This is a genomic window from Nonomuraea sp. NPDC049714, from assembly GCF_044465295.1.
GTDB lineage: Bacteria > Actinomycetota > Actinomycetes > Streptosporangiales > Streptosporangiaceae > Nonomuraea.
In genome coordinates this window covers 39231-58493 of record NZ_JBITLM010000009.1, presented here as the reverse complement: position 1 = coordinate 58493, position 19263 = coordinate 39231, and the positions used below count along the sequence as shown (strand labels likewise).

General features: G+C 70.4%; 21 protein-coding genes. 14 read left to right on the top strand and 7 right to left on the bottom strand.

Translation table 11 applies throughout. The features are described 5' to 3' along the window. Positions 1 to 158 precede the first annotated feature (158 nt). Positions 159 to 1163 (bottom strand): hypothetical protein, encoded by a 1005-nt coding sequence (locus tag ACIBQX_RS31445; protein ID WP_397010861.1) that lies wholly within the window; start codon positions 1161 to 1163, stop codon positions 159 to 161. Between the two features lie 79 nt (positions 1164 to 1242). On the opposite strand from ACIBQX_RS31445, the gene ACIBQX_RS31440 reads away from it, so the two are divergent. Continuing rightward, positions 1243 to 1824: a TetR/AcrR family transcriptional regulator gene (locus ACIBQX_RS31440; RefSeq protein ID WP_397010859.1), complete on the top strand. Its 582-nt coding sequence runs from the start codon at positions 1243 to 1245 to the stop codon at positions 1822 to 1824. A 108-nt stretch (positions 1825 to 1932) separates the two neighbouring features. Here ACIBQX_RS31440 and ACIBQX_RS31435 read toward each other — a convergent pair whose 3' ends face one another. Further along, positions 1933 to 2199 (bottom strand): hypothetical protein, encoded by a 267-nt coding sequence (locus tag ACIBQX_RS31435; RefSeq protein ID WP_397010857.1) that lies wholly within the window; start codon positions 2197 to 2199, stop codon positions 1933 to 1935. Positions 2200 to 2288: 89 nt separating this feature from the next. Between ACIBQX_RS31435 and ACIBQX_RS31430 the strand changes: the two genes are divergently transcribed. The 3 genes from ACIBQX_RS31430 to ACIBQX_RS31420 all read left to right on the top strand — a co-directional run bounded on the left by ACIBQX_RS31430 (position 2289) and on the right by ACIBQX_RS31420 (position 5710). Further along, positions 2289 to 2699, top strand: a complete 411-nt coding sequence (locus ACIBQX_RS31430; protein ID WP_397010855.1) for a hypothetical protein — start codon at positions 2289 to 2291, stop codon at positions 2697 to 2699. Positions 2700 to 2800: 101 nt separating this feature from the next. Beyond that, positions 2801 to 3271: a hypothetical protein gene (locus ACIBQX_RS31425; protein WP_397010853.1), complete on the top strand. Its 471-nt coding sequence runs from the start codon at positions 2801 to 2803 to the stop codon at positions 3269 to 3271. Positions 3272 to 3526: 255 nt separating this feature from the next. Continuing rightward, positions 3527 to 5710, top strand: a complete 2184-nt coding sequence (locus ACIBQX_RS31420; protein WP_397010851.1) for a fibronectin type III domain-containing protein — start codon at positions 3527 to 3529, stop codon at positions 5708 to 5710. Positions 5711 to 5726: 16 nt separating this feature from the next. Here the strand turns inward: ACIBQX_RS31420 and ACIBQX_RS31415 are convergent, their stop codons facing one another. After that, a complete protein-coding gene (locus ACIBQX_RS31415) occupies positions 5727 to 7103 on the bottom strand; it encodes a pyridoxal phosphate-dependent decarboxylase family protein (protein WP_397010849.1) in 1377 nt (458 codons plus the stop codon). A 21-nt stretch (positions 7104 to 7124) separates the two neighbouring features. Continuing rightward, the gene (locus ACIBQX_RS31410; protein WP_397010847.1) at positions 7125 to 7877 is read right to left on the bottom strand and encodes a class I SAM-dependent methyltransferase; all 753 of its coding nucleotides are present in this window, start codon (positions 7875 to 7877) and stop codon (positions 7125 to 7127) included. Positions 7878 to 7948: 71 nt separating this feature from the next. Here ACIBQX_RS31410 and ACIBQX_RS31405 point away from each other — a divergent pair, with 71 nt between their 5' ends. Together ACIBQX_RS31405 and ACIBQX_RS31400 are read left to right on the top strand one after the other, a co-directional pair. Continuing rightward, positions 7949 to 8518: a CGNR zinc finger domain-containing protein gene (locus ACIBQX_RS31405; RefSeq protein ID WP_397010845.1), complete on the top strand. Its 570-nt coding sequence runs from the start codon at positions 7949 to 7951 to the stop codon at positions 8516 to 8518. Positions 8519 to 8663: 145 nt separating this feature from the next. After that, positions 8664 to 8801, top strand: coding sequence for a hypothetical protein (locus tag ACIBQX_RS31400; protein ID WP_397010843.1), 138 nt, complete (start codon positions 8664 to 8666; stop codon positions 8799 to 8801). 239 nt (positions 8802 to 9040) lie between these two features. Here ACIBQX_RS31400 and ACIBQX_RS31395 read toward each other — a convergent pair whose 3' ends face one another. Next, positions 9041 to 9349, bottom strand: a complete 309-nt coding sequence (locus ACIBQX_RS31395) for a hypothetical protein (RefSeq protein ID WP_397010841.1) — start codon at positions 9347 to 9349, stop codon at positions 9041 to 9043. A gap of 412 nt (positions 9350 to 9761) precedes the next feature. On the opposite strand from ACIBQX_RS31395, the gene ACIBQX_RS31390 reads away from it, so the two are divergent. The 4 genes from ACIBQX_RS31390 (at position 9762) to ACIBQX_RS31375 (ending at position 14169) form a co-directional block, all read left to right on the top strand. Next, entirely contained in the window at positions 9762 to 11540 is a 1779-nt protein-coding gene (locus tag ACIBQX_RS31390; RefSeq protein WP_397010839.1) for a glycosyltransferase family 2 protein, read from the top strand. A 72-nt stretch (positions 11541 to 11612) separates the two neighbouring features. Continuing rightward, on the top strand, positions 11613 to 12632 hold the full coding sequence (locus ACIBQX_RS31385; protein WP_397010837.1) for an energy-coupling factor ABC transporter permease: 1020 nt from the start codon (positions 11613 to 11615) through the stop codon (positions 12630 to 12632). A gap of 74 nt (positions 12633 to 12706) precedes the next feature. Further along, positions 12707 to 13414 (top strand): cobalt ECF transporter T component CbiQ, encoded by a 708-nt coding sequence (cbiQ, locus tag ACIBQX_RS31380; protein WP_397010835.1) that lies wholly within the window; start codon positions 12707 to 12709, stop codon positions 13412 to 13414. Continuing rightward, a complete protein-coding gene (locus ACIBQX_RS31375) occupies positions 13411 to 14169 on the top strand; it encodes an energy-coupling factor ABC transporter ATP-binding protein (protein ID WP_397010833.1) in 759 nt (252 codons plus the stop codon). Before cbiQ ends, ACIBQX_RS31375 begins: the two co-directional genes overlap by 4 nt. On the opposite strand, the gene ACIBQX_RS31370 is transcribed toward ACIBQX_RS31375, so the two are convergent. Next, complete coding sequence (locus ACIBQX_RS31370) at positions 14141 to 15163, bottom strand: potassium channel family protein (protein ID WP_397010831.1); 1023 nt, start codon at positions 15161 to 15163, stop codon at positions 14141 to 14143. The genes ACIBQX_RS31375 and ACIBQX_RS31370 overlap by 29 nt on opposite strands. A gap of 73 nt (positions 15164 to 15236) precedes the next feature. Between ACIBQX_RS31370 and ACIBQX_RS31365 the strand changes: the two genes are divergently transcribed. From ACIBQX_RS31365 to ACIBQX_RS31350, 4 genes are all read left to right on the top strand, one after another. Further along, positions 15237 to 15575, top strand: coding sequence for an STAS domain-containing protein (locus tag ACIBQX_RS31365; RefSeq protein ID WP_189141294.1), 339 nt, complete (start codon positions 15237 to 15239; stop codon positions 15573 to 15575). A gap of 49 nt (positions 15576 to 15624) precedes the next feature. Next, positions 15625 to 16398, top strand: a complete 774-nt coding sequence (locus ACIBQX_RS31360; protein WP_397010828.1) for an SDR family NAD(P)-dependent oxidoreductase — start codon at positions 15625 to 15627, stop codon at positions 16396 to 16398. A 25-nt stretch (positions 16399 to 16423) separates the two neighbouring features. Further along, on the top strand, positions 16424 to 17188 hold the full coding sequence (locus ACIBQX_RS31355) for a crotonase/enoyl-CoA hydratase family protein (RefSeq protein ID WP_397010827.1): 765 nt from the start codon (positions 16424 to 16426) through the stop codon (positions 17186 to 17188). Between the two features lie 125 nt (positions 17189 to 17313). Then, positions 17314 to 17937, top strand: a complete 624-nt coding sequence (locus tag ACIBQX_RS31350) for a rhomboid family intramembrane serine protease (protein ID WP_397010826.1) — start codon at positions 17314 to 17316, stop codon at positions 17935 to 17937. Between the two features lie 50 nt (positions 17938 to 17987). On the opposite strand, the gene serC is transcribed toward ACIBQX_RS31350, so the two are convergent. Then, positions 17988 to 19097 carry a phosphoserine transaminase gene (gene serC, locus ACIBQX_RS31345; RefSeq protein ID WP_397010825.1) on the bottom strand — a complete coding sequence of 370 codons (1110 nt, stop codon included), beginning with the start codon at positions 19095 to 19097 and terminating at the stop codon, positions 17988 to 17990. Positions 19098 to 19263: the final 166 nt, after the last annotated feature.

Genomic DNA, 19263 nt, shown 5'->3' with positions numbered 1-19263 from the left:
CCCCAGTTCGAGGCGGTCGGTCGCTGTCCCAGGGCCCGTACTCGATGAGAGCGTCATCACAGCGGGTGGGGTCGAGGGTCGCGGACTTGTCGGCGGTAGCCGTAACGGGAACGCGTTCGGACGGAAGCCTCGCCGGCTTCCGTCCGGGCGGGGGTGCTTCAGCGATGGGCGGGTGCGTCGACGAAGGTGGCGCCGATCTCCAGCATCCGCTCGACCGCGTAGCCAGGGTCGATCAATGCCTCCGGGGTGTGGATGCCCGGCGTCACAGCCCCACCACGCAGGCCGAGCAGTCGTTCGACACCGAGGGCGATGCCGAGTCCTGTCAAGGGGCGCTGGCCCTCCGGGTGGATGAGGTAGCGGCTCGTACGGAGTGGTGCGCCCGTGAGATCTGCGCCTTCGAGGTCGATCCTGACCTCGGTGGAAGCAGCCTCGCCGCGGCGCCTGCTCGCGGATTCTCCGACCGCGAAATCGAAGCGGACGTTCGGTGCGCCCGTCGCGATGGCCAGGCTCGGCAGGTCGAGGGTGGGAATGCTCTGGCCGGGCAGGACGGTGCCGTCGACGCTGACCACCTCCGCCTGCGCGTCAGGGCCGCTGACCCAGGTGAAGACGCCGTCGCGCCGTACGAGCCCCGCCGAGGTGACGGTCAGCAGGCGCTGCACATCCTCAAGAGCCGCAGGCCCGCCGCTGTCCAATTCATCCAGTACGGCACTGACCTGGATGGTGTCGAGCCTGCCGAATGCCTTGGCGAAGTCCTGTGCGGCGAGCACGACGAGTCCCGCGTACCAGTGACTGGCCAGCAGGATCGGCGCGGCGCCGGCTCGCTGGCCGCCCGCGATGACCTCGGGCGCGATATCGGTCAGACCGTTGGAGATGCTGAGGTACGGGAGCCCGCGGTTCTGCGCATGGCGGAGTCCGTGCAGGCAGCTGTCCCACACCGCCGCGACGACCGCTGAGTGGTCATGGTCGGCCGGGAGGCTGAGGTCGCTCCGCCGCAGATCGATGGTCGCGGCTGTCGCGCCGCCGAGCTTGTCGGCAACTCGCTGCGCGCGATCGAGATCACGGCCCGCGATGGTGAGCGGCAGCGTCGGGTGCCACTGGCGCAGGGTGGACGCGGTCGCCGCGCCTGCCTGCCCCGAACCGCCCATGATCAGTACTGGCTTCACGGTGTTCCCTCTCGAATTAACCTACATTTTGTAAGTTACATTTTGTAGCCTAAGCTGAGCGGCAGTGCAAGGGAGGACGATGACCACCGCATCGACGCGGCTGTCCAAGCCGGCCAGGCGGGAGCAGTTGCTCGACACCGCCATGACGATCGTGCGCACCCAGGGCACCGACAGCCTTACCCTGCTCACCCTGGCGGAGGCCGGAGGGGTGAGCAGGCCGATCGTCTACGACCACTTCGGCACCCGCCCCGGCCTGCTGCTCGCGCTCTACCAGCGACTCGACGACCGACATCGGGCGGCGTTGACGCAGGCGTTGCGGGGTGCCGCATCGGCTCCTCGGGAGATAGCCGGTGTCATGAGCGCCGCGTACTTCGCCTGCGCCATCGACATGCCGGAGTGGAGCGCCATTTCCGCCGCGTTGAAAGGCAATCCGGAAATGGAGGCGATCGAGCGCGAGATGTTCGACGGCTACACGGCCTTGATGGCCGCCGCGTTGCAGCCGCACTCCGGCCTCATGCCGGACCGCCTTCAGCTCCGCTGCATCGGCGTGCTGGGGGCGGCCGAAGCGATCGCCGCGGAGCTGAACCGAGGGCGGACCACTGCCGCCGAGGCGGTCACGGCGCTGACCGACCTGATCGTCGGCAGCATCGACGGCCACTGAGGGGACCGCAGGACGCCGGTTCAAAGAGGCAGTTCGTCGACGGGGCGTTCTCAGACCGGAAACTGGCCCGCTAACCGAGCGCGGGCTCTGTTCCGGGCACGGATGATCTCAGTCCGGCGGTGCGGGGATGATGTGGAAGATGCGCTGATGGGGCAGGCCCGGGACGCTGCTGATGTCGCGGGTGGTCCAGCCCTGGTCGGCCAGGGCACGGGCGGCGTTGCGGACGGCGTCGCGTTCGGCTTGTTCGGCGTGGAGGCGTGCGGCGCGTGCACTGTGGACGTTGTTCAGAGCGTCCGCGGCTTCCTGGTCGGCGGGGGTGAAGAGGAAGCCGGCGGTGTCGGAATTGTGTCCGACCAGGGCGGATACGTTGTCCATGACGTTGTCCGCCGCTTCTCTCCAGGTCGCGCCCTGAACCTGGACGACGTGATGGTCCGGCAGGTGGGGATGTCGGGCTGGTCCCAATTGTGCTGCTCCTGCTGATGCTGGCCTGGCCGGTGCCTGCCGTCGCGGCTCTCGTACTCATGGCGCTCGCGTTGCGCGACCGTGGTCGCCGGCGAGCGGGATGGTCGCTGTCAGCGGCGGCGCTGTGCGCGGCGATCGCCGCCTACGGGTACGGGCTGGGGTCGACGACCTTCGGGGCGTGGACGGACCCCGACGACCGGTGCGGGCTGGTCCGGCCGGACCTCTACGCCTACGGCCACCGTGGCCCGGAGGGCGGGGCGCAGAGCATGTGGCCGCTGCACGACACCACATGCGGCCCTGACCTGGTGCCGGGCTTCGTCAACCCACTGGTGGCCGGGTCGGTGGCGCTGTGTGCGGCGTCCCTATTGATCATGGTGGTGGTGACGATCAGAGCTCGCCGCCGGGCTGCTTAGCGGCAGCAGGTGCTCGGTCGTTCGGCACGGTATCGGTGGATACGACGTAGGGTCCAGGGCAGGCCGTACCCACGGCGGCCCTGTGCGAGATGGAAGCCCGCATGACTGTCACTCCCGAGCACCTGACCGTCCTCGCGAGCCGTGCCGAGGCGCTCACCGCCGAGGTCCTGGCACTCTGTGACCGCGTCCCGAACGCGTCGCCGGAAGCCGAGCACCTCGCGGTGGCACGGCATGCCGCCACCTGGCTGACCCGAGGCGCGGAGGACCTGCGGCGCGCGGCCGCGGACCTGGCCAAGCTCCAGGCCCAGCCGTGCGGCCTGCCGTGGGGCGTCTGCCCCGAGCACGGCAACACCCTCTCCACCAGAGGAGGCATCTCCACGTGCCGGGTGTGCAGCCGCACCTGGAACCATGACAGGCTCGGCCTGCCGTGCCCGGAGCCGGTGACGTGGAAGGTGATCGACCAGGCCGGAACGGAGACGAGGATGTGCGACGGGCACGTCCTCGGCGCCCGCGCCGCCGCCGGTGGCGCCACTTTCGTACGCCTCCTCGACGAGAACGGCGTACCTGCCTGACTCCAGCGCCCCCTGGGCGGACGGGATCGCGGCGCCCGCCAAGCCGAGCGGGAGAGCGAAAGTTTCGGAATGCCCAGCCGAGATGGCCCCTGTATCAGTTAGTTTCCGAAACTTCCCGACACCGAAGCATGTATAAGCGCATGCCACAGCTTCTTGTAGCGCCTAACAGCTGAAACATTTCGGTGATGCGTTGACATATTTCGGGCTGATTCTCAGAATGATCGCCAACACCCCCGCCCGGAAGGGAGAGCCCTGGTGATCACCAGCTCGGAAGCCTGTTCGAGGGTCCTCACGCTGCTGGTCGCGGTGACCCTCTCGGTCACCGGAGTGGTGGCCGTGGCCCCCACCGCAGCCGCGGCTGTCGCGGCGGTCGCGGATGAGAACGAGGGCGCCGACTGCGTGGTGACCGGCCTGCCCAGCGAAGGATCGCTGCCGACCGACTCCAGGCTCCCCGACCCCTTCACCAGGCTGAACGGCACCCGTATCGCCGCCAAGTCCGACTGGCGGTGCCGGCGGGAAGAGATCAAGAAGCTGGCGGAGAGGTTCGTCTACGGCGAGAAGCCCGCGAAGCCGTCGAGCGTCACGGGCACGGTCTCCAGCAGCAACATCACGGTGAACGTGAGCCACAACGGCAGAAGCTCCACCTTCTCGGCGAGCGTCTCCCTGCCGAGCGGCTCCGGGCCCTTCCCCGCCGTCGTCGTCCTGGGCGGGTTCGGCGCGGACACCGCCGCCATCCGAGCGGCCGGCGCCGCCGTCATCAACTACGACCCTTACGCGGTCGGCCGGGAGGGCACCCCGCGCACCAACAAACAGGGCGCGTTCTACAGCGTCTACGGCTCATCGAGCAGCACCGGGCTGCTGATGGCCTGGGCCTGGGGCGTGAGCCGGATCATCGACGTCATCGAGCAGTCCGGCGGTACCGTACTCAAAGCCGACGCGACCGGTGTCACGGGGTGCTCACGGTTCGGCAAGGGCGCCTTCGTGGTGGGGGCGTTCGATCAGCGCATCGCGCTGACCATGCCGATCGAGTCCGGCAGCGCCGGTGTGCCCATCTTCCGTGGCATTCCCGGAGAGGGCGCGCAGAGCCTGAGCAGCGCTTACGGCGAGCAGCCGTGGCTGGGCGACGCGTTCGGCTCCTTCACCGGAAATCCGAACAGGCTGCCGGTGGACACGCACGAGATGGTGGCCATGGTCGCGCCGCGCGGGCTGTTCATCATGGACAACCCCCACATCACCAACCTGGGCCCCAGGTCCGCGAGCGTGGCGGCCCTGGGCGGCGCGGAGGTCTACAAGGCGCTCGGCGCGGGCGAGAACATCACCTACTGGTCCGACGTCCAGGACGGCAGCCACTGCGCCAACAGGTCCGAATGGCGGACCCCGCTGCAGCAGAACATCCAGAAGTTCCTCCTGAAGACGGGCAACGCGCCCGGCGCGATGAGGATCTCGTCCAGGGCGCAGGGCAACCTGGCGCAGTGGAGAGACTGGCAGACCCCGACCCTCGGCGACGATTCCAGTGACACCACCGCGCCGAGCACGCCGGGCACCCCGGCCGCGTCCGACGTCACCGCCACCAGCGCCACGCTGACCTGGAGCGCGTCCACCGACCAGGGCGGTTCCGGCCTGGCCGGCTACACCGTCCACCGCGAGCAGGGCGCCACCGACCCGCAGCTCGGCCAGTCCACCACCGCCTCGACCACCCTCACCGGACTGGCCGCCAACACCCAATATCAGGTGTACGTACGGGCGCGTGACGGCGCGGGCAACCTGTCCGGCAACTCGCCGGCGGTCACGTTCACCACGACCACCGGCGGCGGTGGCGACACCTCGCCGCCCACGGTCCCGACCGGCCTGACGGCCTCGGGCACCACGGCCACGGGCACGAGCCTGAGCTGGACGGCCTCGACGGACGACAACGGCGTCGCCGGGTACGACGTCCTGCGCGCGCCCGGCGCGAGCGGCGGCACGTTCGCCCAGGTCGGCACCTCGGCCACGACCTCGTTCAGCGACACGGGCCTGACCCCGGGCACCACCTACCGTTACCAGGTCAGGGCCCGGGACGCCGCGGGCAACACCTCGCCAGTCTCCAGCACCGCGCCGGTCACCACCCAGCCCGGCTCGTCCACCGGCACCTGCACGGCCGTGCCGACCGTGCAGACGCAGTGGAGCACCGGGTACGTCATCCAGCCGCTGACCATCACCAACACCGCCACCTCGGCGATCACCGGATGGACGGTCACCTTCACCCTGCCGGCCGGCCACACGCTGACCGGCTCGTGGAACGGCGGCGTCACCGTCAGCGGTCAGACCGTGACCATCGAGAACGCCGCCCACAACGGCGCCCTCGCCCCCGGAGCCAGTACCGGCAGCGTCGGTTTCCAGGCGACCCGCCCGAACGGCGACACCGCGGTCCCGTCCGGTTACACCTGCGCGGGACGGTAACTCTCCCGATGTCCGCTCAACAGGCGCGCGACAGCGCCTTGGCCACCCTGTCCACGTCGTCCTCCGTGGTGCGCCAGCTGCTGAAGGCCGCGCGCAGCGCCGGTACGCCGTCGTACACGGTCGTCGTCAGGAACGCCTCGCCCGAGTCGGTGACCGCCTGGGCCACCCGGCCGATGCCGGTGGGGTCGCCGGCGAGGGTGAAGCAGACCACGTTCAGCCTGACGGGGGCGAGCAGCCGGTAGGCGGGCATGGCGGCGATCCGCTCGCCCAGCCGGCTCGCCAGGGCGAGGTCGCGCCGGACGATCTCGGCGTGGCCTTCGCGGCCGTACGCCGCCAGGGTGAACCAGGCCGCCAGCGCGCGCAGCCGGCGCGAGTTCTCGGGGGTCAGGTGGACGAAGTCCGGGTCGTCGCCCGGAGAGCCGAGGTAGGCGGCGGAGTTCTGGAAGACCCGGGTCTGCAGGTCGCGGCGGCGGGTGAGCTGGATGGCGCTGTCGTACGGCACGTTGAGCCATTTGTGCAGGTCCACGCAGATCGAGTCCGCCTCGGCCAGGCCGTCGAGCAGGTGGGCGTGGCCGGGGGACAGCGCGGCGAACGCGCCGAAGGCGGCGTCGACGTGCAGCCAGAAGGGGTGGCGGTCGCGCAGGGCGGCGATGGCGCGCAGGTCGTCGAAGTCGCCGGTGTTCACCGTCCCGGCGTTGGCGACCACGATGGCGGGCTCGCCGTCCAGGGCTTCGAGGGCCGAGGCGAGGCGGGATACGTCGACCGCCTCCCTCGTGGGCAGCACGTCCACCGGGCGCAGGGCCGCGCGGCCCAGGCCGAGCATGGACAGCGCCTTGCCGACGCTGGAGTGCGCCCTGCCGGACAGTACGTGGACCGGTCCGAGGGCAGCCGTGCCGTGCTCGGCGATGGAGACACCGCGCTGTTCGCCGAGCCATTCGCGGGCGATGGCCAGGCCGGCGAAGTTGGACATGGTCGCGCCGCTGACGAAGGCGCCTTGGAGCGCGGCGGGCAGCCCGAGCAGCTCGCGCAGCCAGGCGATCGTCTCCCGTTCCAGGTCGGGCGCGGTGGAGTCGAGGCCGGAGGTCGGGTTCTGGTCCAGGACGCCGGTCAGCCAGTCGCCCGCCAGCGCGGCGGGGGTGCAGCCGCCGGTGACGAAGCCCAGGTAGCGGGAGCCCGCGCCGGCGGAGAAGCCGGGCTCCCACCGCTCGGCGAACGCCGCCAGCGCGCCCCGCGTCCCGGCTCCCGGGGCCGGCAGGGGGAGGGGCTCCCGCCGCGCGGGCGGTCGCGCGACGGGGCGCTCGGCGAGGCCGTCCAGGATTCGTACGGCGTACGCGCTGGTCGCGTCGATCAGTTCCGGGATCTGGGCGAGATCGTCACCGAGGCGGGAGTCCATACGGCCACAGTAGAAGCCTGCCTAACGCACGGCGCAGAGCAGGCGGTTGTTGCCGCGCTGCCAGAGGGTGCCGATCTCGCTGAAGCCCGCCTCCCGCAGCGCGTCGGTGTGCTGGGACAGCAGGTGGGACTCGGAGCCGTGGTGGTCGGCCCCGGCGGTGGTGCGGGCGGCGTTGAGCGCGGCCATGGCGGGGTCGGCCTCGACGGCGTCCCACCAGGCGCGCCAGTCCTCGGGCTGGTCTCCGGCGAAGGTCCGCTCGGTCTGCTTGTCGTGGACGGCGCGTTCGAGCCGGGCGAGGGTGGGGGTGGTGTCGCCCGCGTCGAGGTGGTCGCCATTGAGCAGCAGGCCGCCGGGGCGCAGGGCGGTGGCGAGCTCGGCGTACATGCGCTGCAGGTCGGGCGGCGAGATCCAGTGCAGCGCGGTGGTGCTGACGGCGGCGTCTGCGGGACGGTCGAGGCCGAGCGCGGCCGTCCAGCCGGGGGTGCGGAGGTCGGCGGCGACGAAGGTGAGGTGCGGGTAGGCGGCCCGGCCCAGGCCGAGCAGCAGCGGGTCGGCGTCCACGGAGATCACCCTGGCCTTGGGCAGGCGGCTCAGGAGGCGGGCGGACAGGGAGCCGGGGCCGCAGCCGAGGTCGATGACCAGCGGGTCGGGGCGGTCCAGGGCTTCGACGGCGTCGATGAGGGCGGTGAAGCGCTCCTCACGGTCGGGCAGGTAGCCCTCCTGCTGACGGTCCCAGCGCGCGATCCAGTCGAGTGCGGCATCGTGGGTGAGCACAGAAGTCTCCTTGTGACTGTCGTTTAGACTTTCGATAGTCACAAGCTAAAGCAGAAAGCGTAACTGGTCAATTGGACTTCAACAGTCACACGGATGGGGTCATCAAGGTGGCCGTGGGGCTGGTCAACAGCCTGACCCCCGGTGAGCGGCGAGGCCGGCCCGCGCCGCCGCCCGCCGACGTCGCCGCGGCCGCCACCGAAGGGCTGCGGGTCGGCTACCCCGATCATCGGCCCGCCACCGAGGCCGAGGCCGCCGAGCTGGTCGGGATCGCGCTGCGGCTGCGCGCGGTCTTCGAGGCGGTCGCGGCGGGAGACATCGACGCCGCCGCGCTGCGGGTCAACACCCTGCTGGCGGAGACCGACGCCAGGCCGACGCTCCAGCGGCACGACGGTGAGCCGTGGCACCTGCACTTCCACGGCCCCGGCGGCGCCATGGCCGGGGACTGGGCGGCGAGCTGCGCCACCGGGCTCGCGCTCGTGCTGGGGAGCGAGTTCGGCGACCGGCTGGGGGTGTGCACGGCGCCGCACTGCGATCGGGTGTACGTGGACGTCTCGCGCAACGGGACCCGCCGGTTCTGCTCCACGCCGTGCCAGAACCGGGTCAAGACCGCGGCGTTCCGGGCCCGGAGCAAATCCTCATAAGGCGGGAAAAGCTGCCATGGCCTGCGGAAACTGTCGGAGCGCCAGCCGGTCGAGAGGACGCGAACAAGACTCGCGGAGGCACCTGACGTGCGAGAATGGCGCCACTGTGATCTCCTCCCCGCCATTCCCCGTTGACCTCGTCGGCATGCCCAACGGCGACCTGCTGATGTTGCCCGCCGTCTGGCCCGTGCGGCTTTCGCCGGAGCAGCGGCGCCAGCTCGTGGAGCGCCTGCTCGCCGCCGACCCGGACGGCGACGAGGTGCTGCCCGGTCACGCCGACTGAGCGGCGTCCGCACGGCGGATGCCCCCTGCCCCAGCTCCCCGGCGTCACCCGGGGAGCTGGAGCCCGTTCATTCGGCGGCCAGCCGTTCCGCCTCTTCGTGCAGCGCCGCGATCACCAGCAGCTCCAGCCGGAGCTCGTCGAGATCGGTCGCCGCGAGACCGTCAAGGACGCGCATGTGGGCCTCCCTGACCTAGAGACGGCCCAGGAGCCACAGAGGTTCACAAGCGATAGGCGAACGGTCAGGCCACGCCGGACAGGCGGTCGCGCTCGATCTGCGCCTGAAGGATCTCCTGCCGCTCCTCGTTGATCCTGCGGCAGATGATCACGTACGCGTTCAGCACCTTGGCGTAGGCCTGACGGGCCTCCTCCAGCTCTCCGGTCAGGGTCAGCACCCGCCCCGCGTCGCCGCTCCGCTCGGCCTCGGCGAGCAGCGCGCGCGCCTCGTCGACGATCTCCTCCGACCGCAGCCTGGTACGTCGGAGCAGCGCGGAACATTCGTAGAGCTCTCCCAGCCGAGCTGAGGAGACGATGAATTCAGCAGTGTGCACAGCCGACCCTTTTCCTGCCATCCGTGTGCGGAGAACCGATCCCATAGCCGCCACCTCCACCGTCAAGGTTGCCTAACTGTAGACGCGTTACCCGCTCCTGTGGATCACTCGCCGGTGGCGGGGGGTACGGCACTGTTCCCTCGGAGAGGTTCTCTCCTCCCCAGGGGGATAACAACGCCCCTGAAGCCGATTCGGTGCCGGCTGAATGTGGTAATTGGCGGTCTTACCAGGGCATTTTTGGGGATTGCGATGAATGGCCATCCTGAGCAAAGCCGGAGTACCAAGACCCTCGATCGCCCCACGCCGCCCTGGCCCCTGGTCACATACTGATACGAGGCGCAAGCACGCTGTGACGCCGAGGGGCGGGTTGATAGTGGCGATGGTGACAACCGGCAGCGACGACGCGATTGATGTGAGCATCATCATTCCCGCCCACAACTGCCGGGCGTACCTGGACAGATGTCTCACCTCCGCGCTCGTGCAGCGCGTCCGTAAGGAGATCGTCGTCGTCGACGACGGGTCGACGGACGGCAGCGCCGAACTGCTCGAGCTGTACGCCGCCTACCACCGCAGCATCGTCAAAGTCATCCGGGTCGAAGGCGGCGTCGGCGCCGGCCGGCCGCGCAACGTCGGCCTCGACCACGCCGGCGGACGCTACGTGTTCTTCTGCGACGCCGACGACCACCTCGGCCCGGAGGCCCTCGAACGCCTGGTCGCGATGGCCGACAGGAACGACTCCGACATCGTGCTCGGCAAGATCGTGGGACATGGCAGGCGGGCGCCGTCCTCGATGTTCCAGCGCAGCGCGGACCGGGCGGAGCTGGGCGACAGCGCTGTCTACAACAGCTTGAGCTGCTTCAAGCTGTTCCGCAGGCAGATGCTGGAGCGGCACCGCATCAGGTTCCGCGAGGGGGTGCTGGTCGGCGAGGACATCTACTTCAGCGTGCACGCCTACTGCCACGCCGAGGGGATCTCCGTGGTCGCCGACTACGACTGCTACCACCTGGTCGCCAGGGAGGACGGCAGCAGCGTCATGCAGCGTCCGGACAGCCGGGATCCGGTCGCCTGGCTGGCCATGATCCGCGGGCCGATCCAGCTCATGGCCGAGCACATCCCGCCGGGGCCGCTGCGCGACCACCTCCTGCTGCGTCACTTCAGGCTGGACGTCTTCGCGCAGCTCGGCGCCTCGTTCCTGGCCGCGGGGGACGTGAAGCGCAAGGACATCGCGCAGGCGGTGGCCGGCCTCTGCGACCAGTGGCTCACCCCCGGCGTCTACCAGCGGCTGAGCGGCACCGACCGGCAGCGGCTGGCCGCCCTCGGCGACGTCGACCGGCTGGTCCGGCTGGCCGACATCGAGAGCGCGACCGTGCGGCGGCGGCTGACCGGCCTGCGCTGGGACGGCGACCGGCTGGTGGTGATGGGCGTCGCCGCGCTGGCGGGGGTCGGCGCGCACGAGGCCGTGTCCCTGGTGCTGCGCTCACGGCAGGAGCCGGAGTGCGAGCTGGTCGTGCCGGCCGAGCTCACGGGTGACCGGTTCACCGCCCGGATCGACGTGGGCGCGCTCGGCTCCGGGGTGTGGGACCTGCGGGTGGCCATCGAGCTCGAAGGCGTCGTCAGGTCCGGCAGGCTCGGCGCGGACCGGGAGGACGGGCTCACCCGCCCGGCGCCCCGGCTGCTCGACGGCGTGGTGGTGCTGCCGTACTTCACCAGGGAGAACGGCAACCTCAGCATCGACGTCGGCGGGTACGTCGTCGGGGTGCCCGGCAGGGTGCGCATCACCAGGACGAGCTGGTCGTTCGGCCGGCGGCTGGTCGTCGACGGCGAGATCACCGTGGTCGGGACCGTCCCGCCCGCCTCCGCCGTGCGGCGGCTGGTCTGGCGCGAGCGGCGCAGCGGCCGTGAGCGGGCCGAGCGGGTGGTCTCGCTGCCCGGCGGCGGATTCGTCGCCAGGCAGGCCATGGGGCGTTACACCCCCGGCACCTGGGACGCCTATCTGGAGCTGGAGCTCGGCGGGCCGCCCGCCAGGTTCAGGATCGAGACGGACGCCGAGACGGTCGCCGCGCCGCGCCGCTGGCTCGGCGGGACCGTGCTGCGGAGCGTGCGCCCGTACGCGACCTCGGGCAAGGGGCGGCTCAGCACGGTCGTGCGGCAGCTCACCGCGCGGATGGTCTTCCGAAGAATCATGCGCTAATGCCACCTATGTGCAACTGCAAGACGATGTCCTAAAGTAGGGACGTTTGTACTCTTTGTTCGGAGGATCGTCGTGCACGTACCCGATGGCTTCTTCAACGCGGCCGTGTCCATCTCGGCCGGGGCGGTGGCGGCCGCCGGGGTGGCCGTCTGTCTGCGCGGGGCCAAGCGCGAGCTCGACGACAGGACCGCGCCCATGGCCGGGCTCGTCGCCGCGTTCATCTTCGCCGTGCAGATGCTGAACTTCCCGGTCGCCGGGGGGACCAGCGGTCACCTGCTGGGCGGCGCGCTGGCGGCCATCCTCGTCGGGCCGTATACAGGCGTGCTCTGTATGACCGTGGTCCTGCTCGTCCAGGCGCTGTTCTTCGCCGACGGCGGGCTCACGGCGCTGGGCGTCAACATCTTCCTCATGGGCATCGTCACGGTGCTGGTCGGCTGGGGCGTCTTCAAGCTGGTCACCAGGTTCGCCACCGGCCGGGGCGGGATCGGCGCGGCGGCCTTCGTCGCCTCGCTGCTCTCCGTGCCCGCCTCCGCGCTGGCGTTCACGGCGCTGTTCTGGATCGGCGGCACCGCGCCGATCGACCTGGCCGCCGTCGCGGGCGCGATGGGCGGGGTGCACGTGCTGATCGGCATCGGCGAGGCGCTGATCACCTCGCTCACCGTGGGGGCGGTGCTCGCCGTCCGTCCCGACCTCGTGTACGGCGCCCGCGGGGTCACCCGGCCGCTGGAGCTGCGCGGCGCGGACGGGACCAGCACGGTCACGCCGCAGGAGCAGGCCGAACCCGCGCCCTCGGTGTCCTCGGTGGGCAGCAGGCCGTTCGTGTTCGGCGCGCTCGGGCTGACGCTGCTGCTGGCGGGCGTGGTGTCCTTCTTCGCCTCGGGCGACCCGGACGGGCTGGAGGCCGTGGGCGAGGAGCAGGGCTTCCTGGCCCAGCAGACCGACCACCTGTTCGGCACCTGGAGCCTGGCCGACTACGGTGACGTGGGTGGCATCCCCGTGGGCGTCGCCGGGATCATCGGCGTCGGGGTGACGCTGCTGGTCGCGGGGGTGCTGGGCTACGCCGCGCGGAGCAAGGACAAGACGCGGGTCTAGGCGATCGGAAGGCGGCGAGCGAGCCGATGGGGGCGGGGCACAGGCATCAGCTCTACCGGCCGGGGGATTCGCCCGTGCACCGGCTGCCGGCGCAGTGCAAGCTGCTCGCCGTCCTGTGCTTCGCCATCGTGGTGGTGGCCACGCCGCGCGAGCGGTTCTGGGCCTTCGGGGTGTACGCCCTCCTCCTGGTCGCGGTGGCGGCCGTGGCCCGTGTCCCGGCGGCGTACATCCCGCGCCGGATGGTGATCGAGTTGCCGTTCGTGCTGTTCGCCTTTCTCATCCCGATCGTCGGGCTGGGGGAGCGGACCACCGTGCTCGGGCTGTCGCTGAGCGTCCCCGGCCTCTGGGCCGCCTGGAACATCCTGGCCAAGGCGACGCTCGGCGTGGTCGCCTCGATCCTGCTGGCGACGACCACCGAGCCGCGCGCGGTGCTGCTGGGGGCGCAGCGGCTGCGGGTGCCGGGCCTGCTGGTGCAGATCGCGATGTTCATGCTCCGCTATCTGGACGTGATCCTGGAGGAGATGCGGCGGATGCGGATCGCGCGGGAGTCCCGAGGGTTCGAAGCACGAAATTTCCGGCAAATTCCGGTGATTGCCCGGTCGGCCGGGGCGCTGTTCATCCGCTCGTACGAGCGCGGCGAGCGGGTGCACCTGGCCATGCTCAGCCGGGGCTACTCCGGACAGATGCCGCTAATTCAGGAAATTTCGGCATCTGCCGGACAATGGGGTGCCGCGCTCGCTCTGCCCCTCGCGGCCCTGGCAGTGTTGGGACTCTCGCTGTGACGCATCAGAAACTCTCTCTAGAGGTCGACCGGCTCGCCTACGCCTATCCCGACGGGACACAGGCCCTGTACGGCGTGGACCTCGCCATCAGGCGCGGCGAGCGGGTGGCGCTGCTCGGCCCGAACGGCGCCGGCAAGACCACCCTCGTCATGCACCTCAACGGCATCCTCACCCCCGGGCACGGCAGCGTGGCGGTGGCCGGCACGCCGGTGCGCCGGGACACGCTCAAGGAGATCAGGCAGCGGGTCGGCCTGGTCTTCCAGGACCCCGACGATCAGCTCTTCATGCCGACGGTCCGGGACGACGTGGCGTTCGGCCCCGCCAACTCCGGCCTCCGGGGCGAGGAGCTGGAGAGCGTCGTCAGGGCCGCCCTGGAGCGCGTGGGCATGCTGGAGGCCATCGACCGGCCGCCGCACCACCTGTCCTTCGGCCAGCGCCGCAGGGTGGCGGTGGCGACCGTGCTGGCGATGCGGCCGGAGATCCTGGTGCTCGACGAGCCGTCGTCCAACCTGGACCCGGCCGCCCGCAGGGAACTGGCCGAGATCCTGCGCTCGCTCGACGTGACCGTGCTCATGGTCACCCATGACCTGCCGTACGCGCTGGAGCTGTGCGAGCGCTCGCTCATCCTCTCGGACGGGGTGATCGCCGCCGACGGCCCCACCCGCGACCTGCTCGCCGACCCCGAGCTGCTCGCCCGCCACCGCCTGGAGCTGCCCTACGGGTTCGCTATTCCAGCGGCGATTGAACGTGCATGAGCACCAGGCGGTCGCTCGCGCGCAACTCCGCGACCCCGGGGTCGGCGTACGTCATGATCTTGCCGTCGCGCACCACGGCCACCACCAGCTCCTCGCCCTGGACCAGTGGCTTGCCGGTCTCCGACGGCAGGACGGCCCGCTCGTACAGGTCCAGGCCCTTGCCGTAGGCGAGCAGGTCCTCGATCAGAGAGCTCACGGCCGGGCTCTGCGTGGCGACACCGAGCATGCGCCCGGCGGCCTCTGCCGAGGTGATCACCACGTCGGCGCCGCTCTGCCGCACCAGGGGGTCGTTCTCGGCCTCGCGGACGGCCGCCACGATCGTGGCCCTGCTGTTGAGGCTGCGGGCGGTGAGCGTGACCAGGGCCGTGCTGTCGTCGCGGCGGGTGGCGATGATGATCTCGCACGCCTCCCGGATCCTGGCGCGGTTGAGAACGTGGCTGCGGGTGCCGTCGCCGACGATGCCGGCGAAGCCGTCCTCGGCCGCCTCCGCGATGACGACGGGGTCGGGGTCGACCACCACGATCGACTCCTTGGAACGGCCGTTCTCCAGCAGGGTGCGGCTCGCGGCGCTGCCCTTGGTGCCGTACCCGATGATCACCGTGTGGTCGCGCAACCTGGCCCTCCAGCGTTCGATCAGAATGGCGTCCCTGGTCCGCTTGGTGAGTACCTCCAGCGTCGTGCCCACGAGCACGACCAGGAAGGCGATGCGCAGCGGCGTGACGGCCACGATGTTGACGATTCTGGCCGCCTGGCTGACCGGGGTGATGTCGCCGTAACCGGTCGTCGAGATCGACACCGTCACGTAGTAGAGGGCGTCGATCAGGGAGACGTGGCCGTCGGCGTTGTCGCGGTAGCCGTCGAGATCCGCCGCTACCAGCGCGAACATGGCCAGCAGCATCCCCAGCGCGATGGCCATCCTGCGCAGCACCGCCCGCAGCGGGCTCAGCCGGGCGGACGGCATGCGGACACCCAGTGCCGTCTCGTCCTCGTGCATACGACTGATCGTAGTTTGTGCATGCTCGGTATCAGGGCAAGTCGAAGTACAGTGGCTCATCGAGGAGGGGCCAATGAAGCTGCGGCTTGCGCGACACGCCCTCGGTGACGCCGTGGTGGTGGCCGTTGCGGGAGAGCTCGACCTGTTCACCGCGCCATTCCTCCGGGACGAGGTGCGCGACGCGATCAAGCAGGACAGCGCCAGACTCGTCCTCGATCTCCAGCAGTTGTCCTTCATGGACTCCAGCGGTCTGTCCGTGCTGATCGAGGCCTGGCGGCTGGCGACCAGCGAGGGCGGCGGCGTCTCGCTGGCGGCTCCGCAGGCGCCGGTGGCCCGGATTCTGCGCACGACCGGCCTGGACCGGCGCATCAAGGTCTACTCCGACGTGGACAGCGCCGTGGGAGGAATTTGACCCGCCCCCGAGTAGAACTTCATTCGGTTGGCGGGTTAGGGTCCGTGCTATGGACGTGAACGGATCTGCAGCAATCATTTCCGGCGGTGCCAGCGGCCTCGGTGAGGCCACGGCCCGAGAGCTGGCGCGGCTGGGCGCCACCGTGGTCATCGCCGACCTCAACGAGGAGCGTGGCAAGGCCGTCGCCGACGAGCTCGGCGGCGTCTTCGCCAAGACAGACGTGTCGGACGACGAGCAGGTGCAGGCGGCCGTGGACGCCGCCGTGGCCACCGGCAAGCCGCTGCGCGTGGTGATCAACAGCGCCGGCATCGGCTGGGCGGAGCGCACGGTCAACCGCGAGGGAGCGCCGCACAACCCGGCCTCCTACCGCAAGGTCATCGAGGTCAACCTGATCGGCACGTTCAACCTCATGCGCATCGGCGCGGCCGCCATCGCCAAGACCGAGCCGGCCGACGCTGACGGGCAGCGCGGCGTGGTGATCAACACCGCCTCCGTGGCCGCGCTGGAGGGGCAGACCGGCCAGCTCGCCTACAGCGCCTCCAAGGGCGGCATCGTGGGCATGACCGTGCCCGCCGCCCGCGACCTGGCCGCCATCGGCGTGCGGGTCAACACGATCTGCCCCGGCATCATCGACACCCCCATCTACGGCTTCTCGCCGAACTCCGAGGAGTTCAAGGCCAAGCTGGTGGCCCCGGTGGTCTTCCCCAAGCGCATGGGCCGTGCCGACGAGTTCGCCCACCTGGTGGCCTCGCTCATCGCCAACGACTACATGAACGCCGAAGTCGTCCGCTTCGACGGCGGCATCCGCTTCCAGCCCAAGTAGGCCGGCCAAGACAGAGTGAGGTCTCGTGTCTGACGAAGTACTCGTCGAGGAGTCCGACGGCGTAGCCGTGATCACCATCAACCGTCCCAAGGCGCGCAACGCCATCAACGGGGCGGTCGCGCGGGGTGTCGCGGAGGTGCTGGACGCACTCGACGCACGTCCCGAAATTTCGGTGTACGTCCTGACCGGGGCGGGTGGCACGTTCTCCGCCGGGATGGACCTGAAGGGGTTCCTGACCGGCGACCTTCCCGTGGTGAAGGGGCGTGGCTTCGGCGGCCTGACCGAGGCGCCGCCCAAGAAGCCCGTCGTCGCCGCCGTCGAGGGGTACGCGCTCGCGGGCGGCTTCGAGCTGGCCCTGGCCTGCGACCTCATCGTGGCCTCGGCGGAGTCGAAGTTCGGCCTGCCGGAGCCCAAGCGCGGCCTCGTGGCGGGCGCGGGCGGCATCATGCGCCTGCCGCGCAGGATCCCGTACCACGTCGCCATGGAGCTCGCCCTGACCGGCGACCACTACCCCGCCTCCCGCCTGTACGAGCTGGGCCTGGTCAACCGGATCACCGAGCCGGGCGCGGCCCTGGAGGGGGCGCTGGAGCTGGCCCGCAAGGTCGCCCAGAACGCGCCGCTCGCGCTCGCCGCGACCAAGAAGGTGATCATCGAGTCGCAGGACTGGTCGCTGGATGAGATGTTCGCCAAGCAGTCCGAGATCATCAACCCGGTGTTCGGCTCCAAGGACGCCATGGAGGGCGCCGCGGCCTTCGCGGAGAAGCGCGCTCCCCAGTGGAAGGGCGAGTAGCCCGGCACCCTCGCACCACCGCCCCCTCCCGCCATCGGCCACCTCCGATGGCAGGAGGGGGTTTTTACGCGGGCTTGCGGCTTCCTACGTACGGTTGAGGGACACGACCTCTTTGGGAGACGCGGATGAGCGACTATTCGAGATCCCCGTTCGAGTCCGCCAAGCGCGGCGCGGGGACGCTGCTGTCAGGTGCCCTGAGCGCGTTGCTCCTGATGGTGGCCGTGCTCGGTGTCATGTGGCTGATCGAGATCTTCGACTACGTCACGCCGGGTGACCTGGACGCGGAGTTCGCCATCGTCGGCGGGGAGCCTGCCGGGCTGATGGGCATCTTCACCGCGCCCTTCATGCACGCGGGCTTCGGGCACCTGATGGCCAACTCGCTGCCGCTGCTGGTGCTCGGCTTCCTGGCGGGGCTGCGCGGCATCGGCAAGTTTCTCGCCGCCAGCCTTCTGATCATCGTCATCGGCGGCATCGGCACCTGGTTCACCAGCCCGAACGTCTTCACCGTGGGGGCCAGCGGGCTGGTGTTCGGCTACTTCGGCTATGTCGTGGCCCGTGGTCTGTTCGACCGGCACCTGTTGGACATCGTCATCGGCGTCGGGGTCGCGATCGCCTACTGGTCCATCCTGGCCGGCGTGCTGCCCAACCAGCCGGGCATCTCCTGGCAGGGGCACCTGTTCGGGCTCGTCGGCGGGGTGATCGCGGCCTGGGTGCTGCGCCGCAGCCCGACCGCCAAGCCTGCCTACTGAAACAGCGAACCGGCACCGGCGCGGGCCGGTGCCGGTTCGCGTGCGACAGGCTAGAGGCGCTCGACCACGTGGTCGATGCACGCGGTCAGCGCCTCGACGTCGGCCGGGTCGATGGCCGGGAACATCGCCACCCGCAGCTGGTTGCGGCCCAGCTTGCGGTAGGGCTCGGTGTCGACGATGCCGTTGGCGCGCAGCACCTTGGCCACCGCCGCCGCGTCGACGCTGTCGGCGAAGTCGATCGTGCCGACGACCTGTGAGCGGAACTCGGGGGCGGCGAACGGGGTGGCGTAGGACGACTTGTCGGCCCAGGTGTAGAGGCGCTGGGCGGAGTCGGCCGTGCGGGAGGTGGTCCAGGCCAGGCCGCCGTTGCCGTTCATCCAGTCGAGCTGGTCGGCCAGCAGGAACAGGGTCGCCACCGCCGGGGTGTTGTAGGTCTGGTCCTTGGCGGAGTTGTCGACGGCCACCGGCAGGCTGAAGAACTCCGGCACGTAGCGGCCGCTGCCGGCGATCTCCTCGACCCTGGCCAGGGCGCGCGGCGACATGAGCGCGATCCACAGGCCGCCGTCGGAGGCGAAGCTCTTCTGCGGGGCGAAGTAGTAGACGTCGGTCTCCGACACGTCCACGGGCAGGCCGCCCGCCCCGGAGGTCGCGTCGACGAGCACGAGGGCGTCGTCGCCGCCGACCCGGCTGATCGGCATGGCCACGCCGGTGGAGGTCTCGTTGTGGGTGAGCGCGTAGACGTCGACGCCGTCCTCGGCGACCGCCCGCGGGTGGGTGCCGACCTCGGAGGTGATCACCGACGGCTCGCCCAGCCAGGGGGCCTTCTTGGCCACGGTGGCGAACTTCGAGGAGAACTCGCCGAAGGACAGGTGCTGTGACCGGTCGCGGATGAGCCCGAAGGAGGCGATGTCCCAGAAGGCCGTGGTGCCGCCGTTGCCGAGCACGACCTGGTAGCCCTCGGGCAGCGAGAACAGGTCGGCCAGTCCGGAGCGCACCCGGCCGACCAGGTTCTTGACCGGCTTCTGGCGATGGGAGGTGCCCATCACGCTCGCGCCGGCCGCGGCGAGCGCCGCCAGCTGCTCGGGGCGAACCTTCGAGGGCCCGCAGCCGAAGCGGCCGTCGGCGGGCTTGATGTCAGCGGGAATCACGATGTCAGCCACGTCACCAGGTTAGCGAGCTTGGGAAACTGCCCGAGCCAGGGTCCGGATGGTGAGAAATCTTCCGGTCAGTGATCCACCGGGAGCCGGTCACGGGAGTTGATCGAAAGTTCCGTGGATCACGGGCGATTTGCCATGGAATCGATGAGGATGGGGGGAGCCTCGGGGG

Coding starts and splice junctions, on each gene's coding strand:
- ACIBQX_RS31440 (WP_397010859.1), top strand. CDS start 1,243: ATGACCACCGCATCGACGCGGCTGTCCAAGCCGGCCAGGCGGGAGCAG.
- ACIBQX_RS31435 (WP_397010857.1), bottom strand. CDS start 2,199: ATGGACAACGTATCCGCCCTGGTCGGACACAATTCCGACACCGCCGGC.
- ACIBQX_RS31425 (WP_397010853.1), top strand. CDS start 2,801: ATGACTGTCACTCCCGAGCACCTGACCGTCCTCGCGAGCCGTGCCGAG.
- ACIBQX_RS31415 (WP_397010849.1), bottom strand. CDS start 7,103: ATGGACTCCCGCCTCGGTGACGATCTCGCCCAGATCCCGGAACTGATC.
- ACIBQX_RS31400 (WP_397010843.1), top strand. CDS start 8,664: ATGCCCAACGGCGACCTGCTGATGTTGCCCGCCGTCTGGCCCGTGCGG.
- ACIBQX_RS31370 (WP_397010831.1), bottom strand. CDS start 15,163: ATGCACGAGGACGAGACGGCACTGGGTGTCCGCATGCCGTCCGCCCGG.
- ACIBQX_RS31365 (WP_189141294.1), top strand. CDS start 15,237: ATGAAGCTGCGGCTTGCGCGACACGCCCTCGGTGACGCCGTGGTGGTG.
- ACIBQX_RS31360 (WP_397010828.1), top strand. CDS start 15,625: ATGGACGTGAACGGATCTGCAGCAATCATTTCCGGCGGTGCCAGCGGC.
- ACIBQX_RS31350 (WP_397010826.1), top strand. CDS start 17,314: ATGAGCGACTATTCGAGATCCCCGTTCGAGTCCGCCAAGCGCGGCGCG.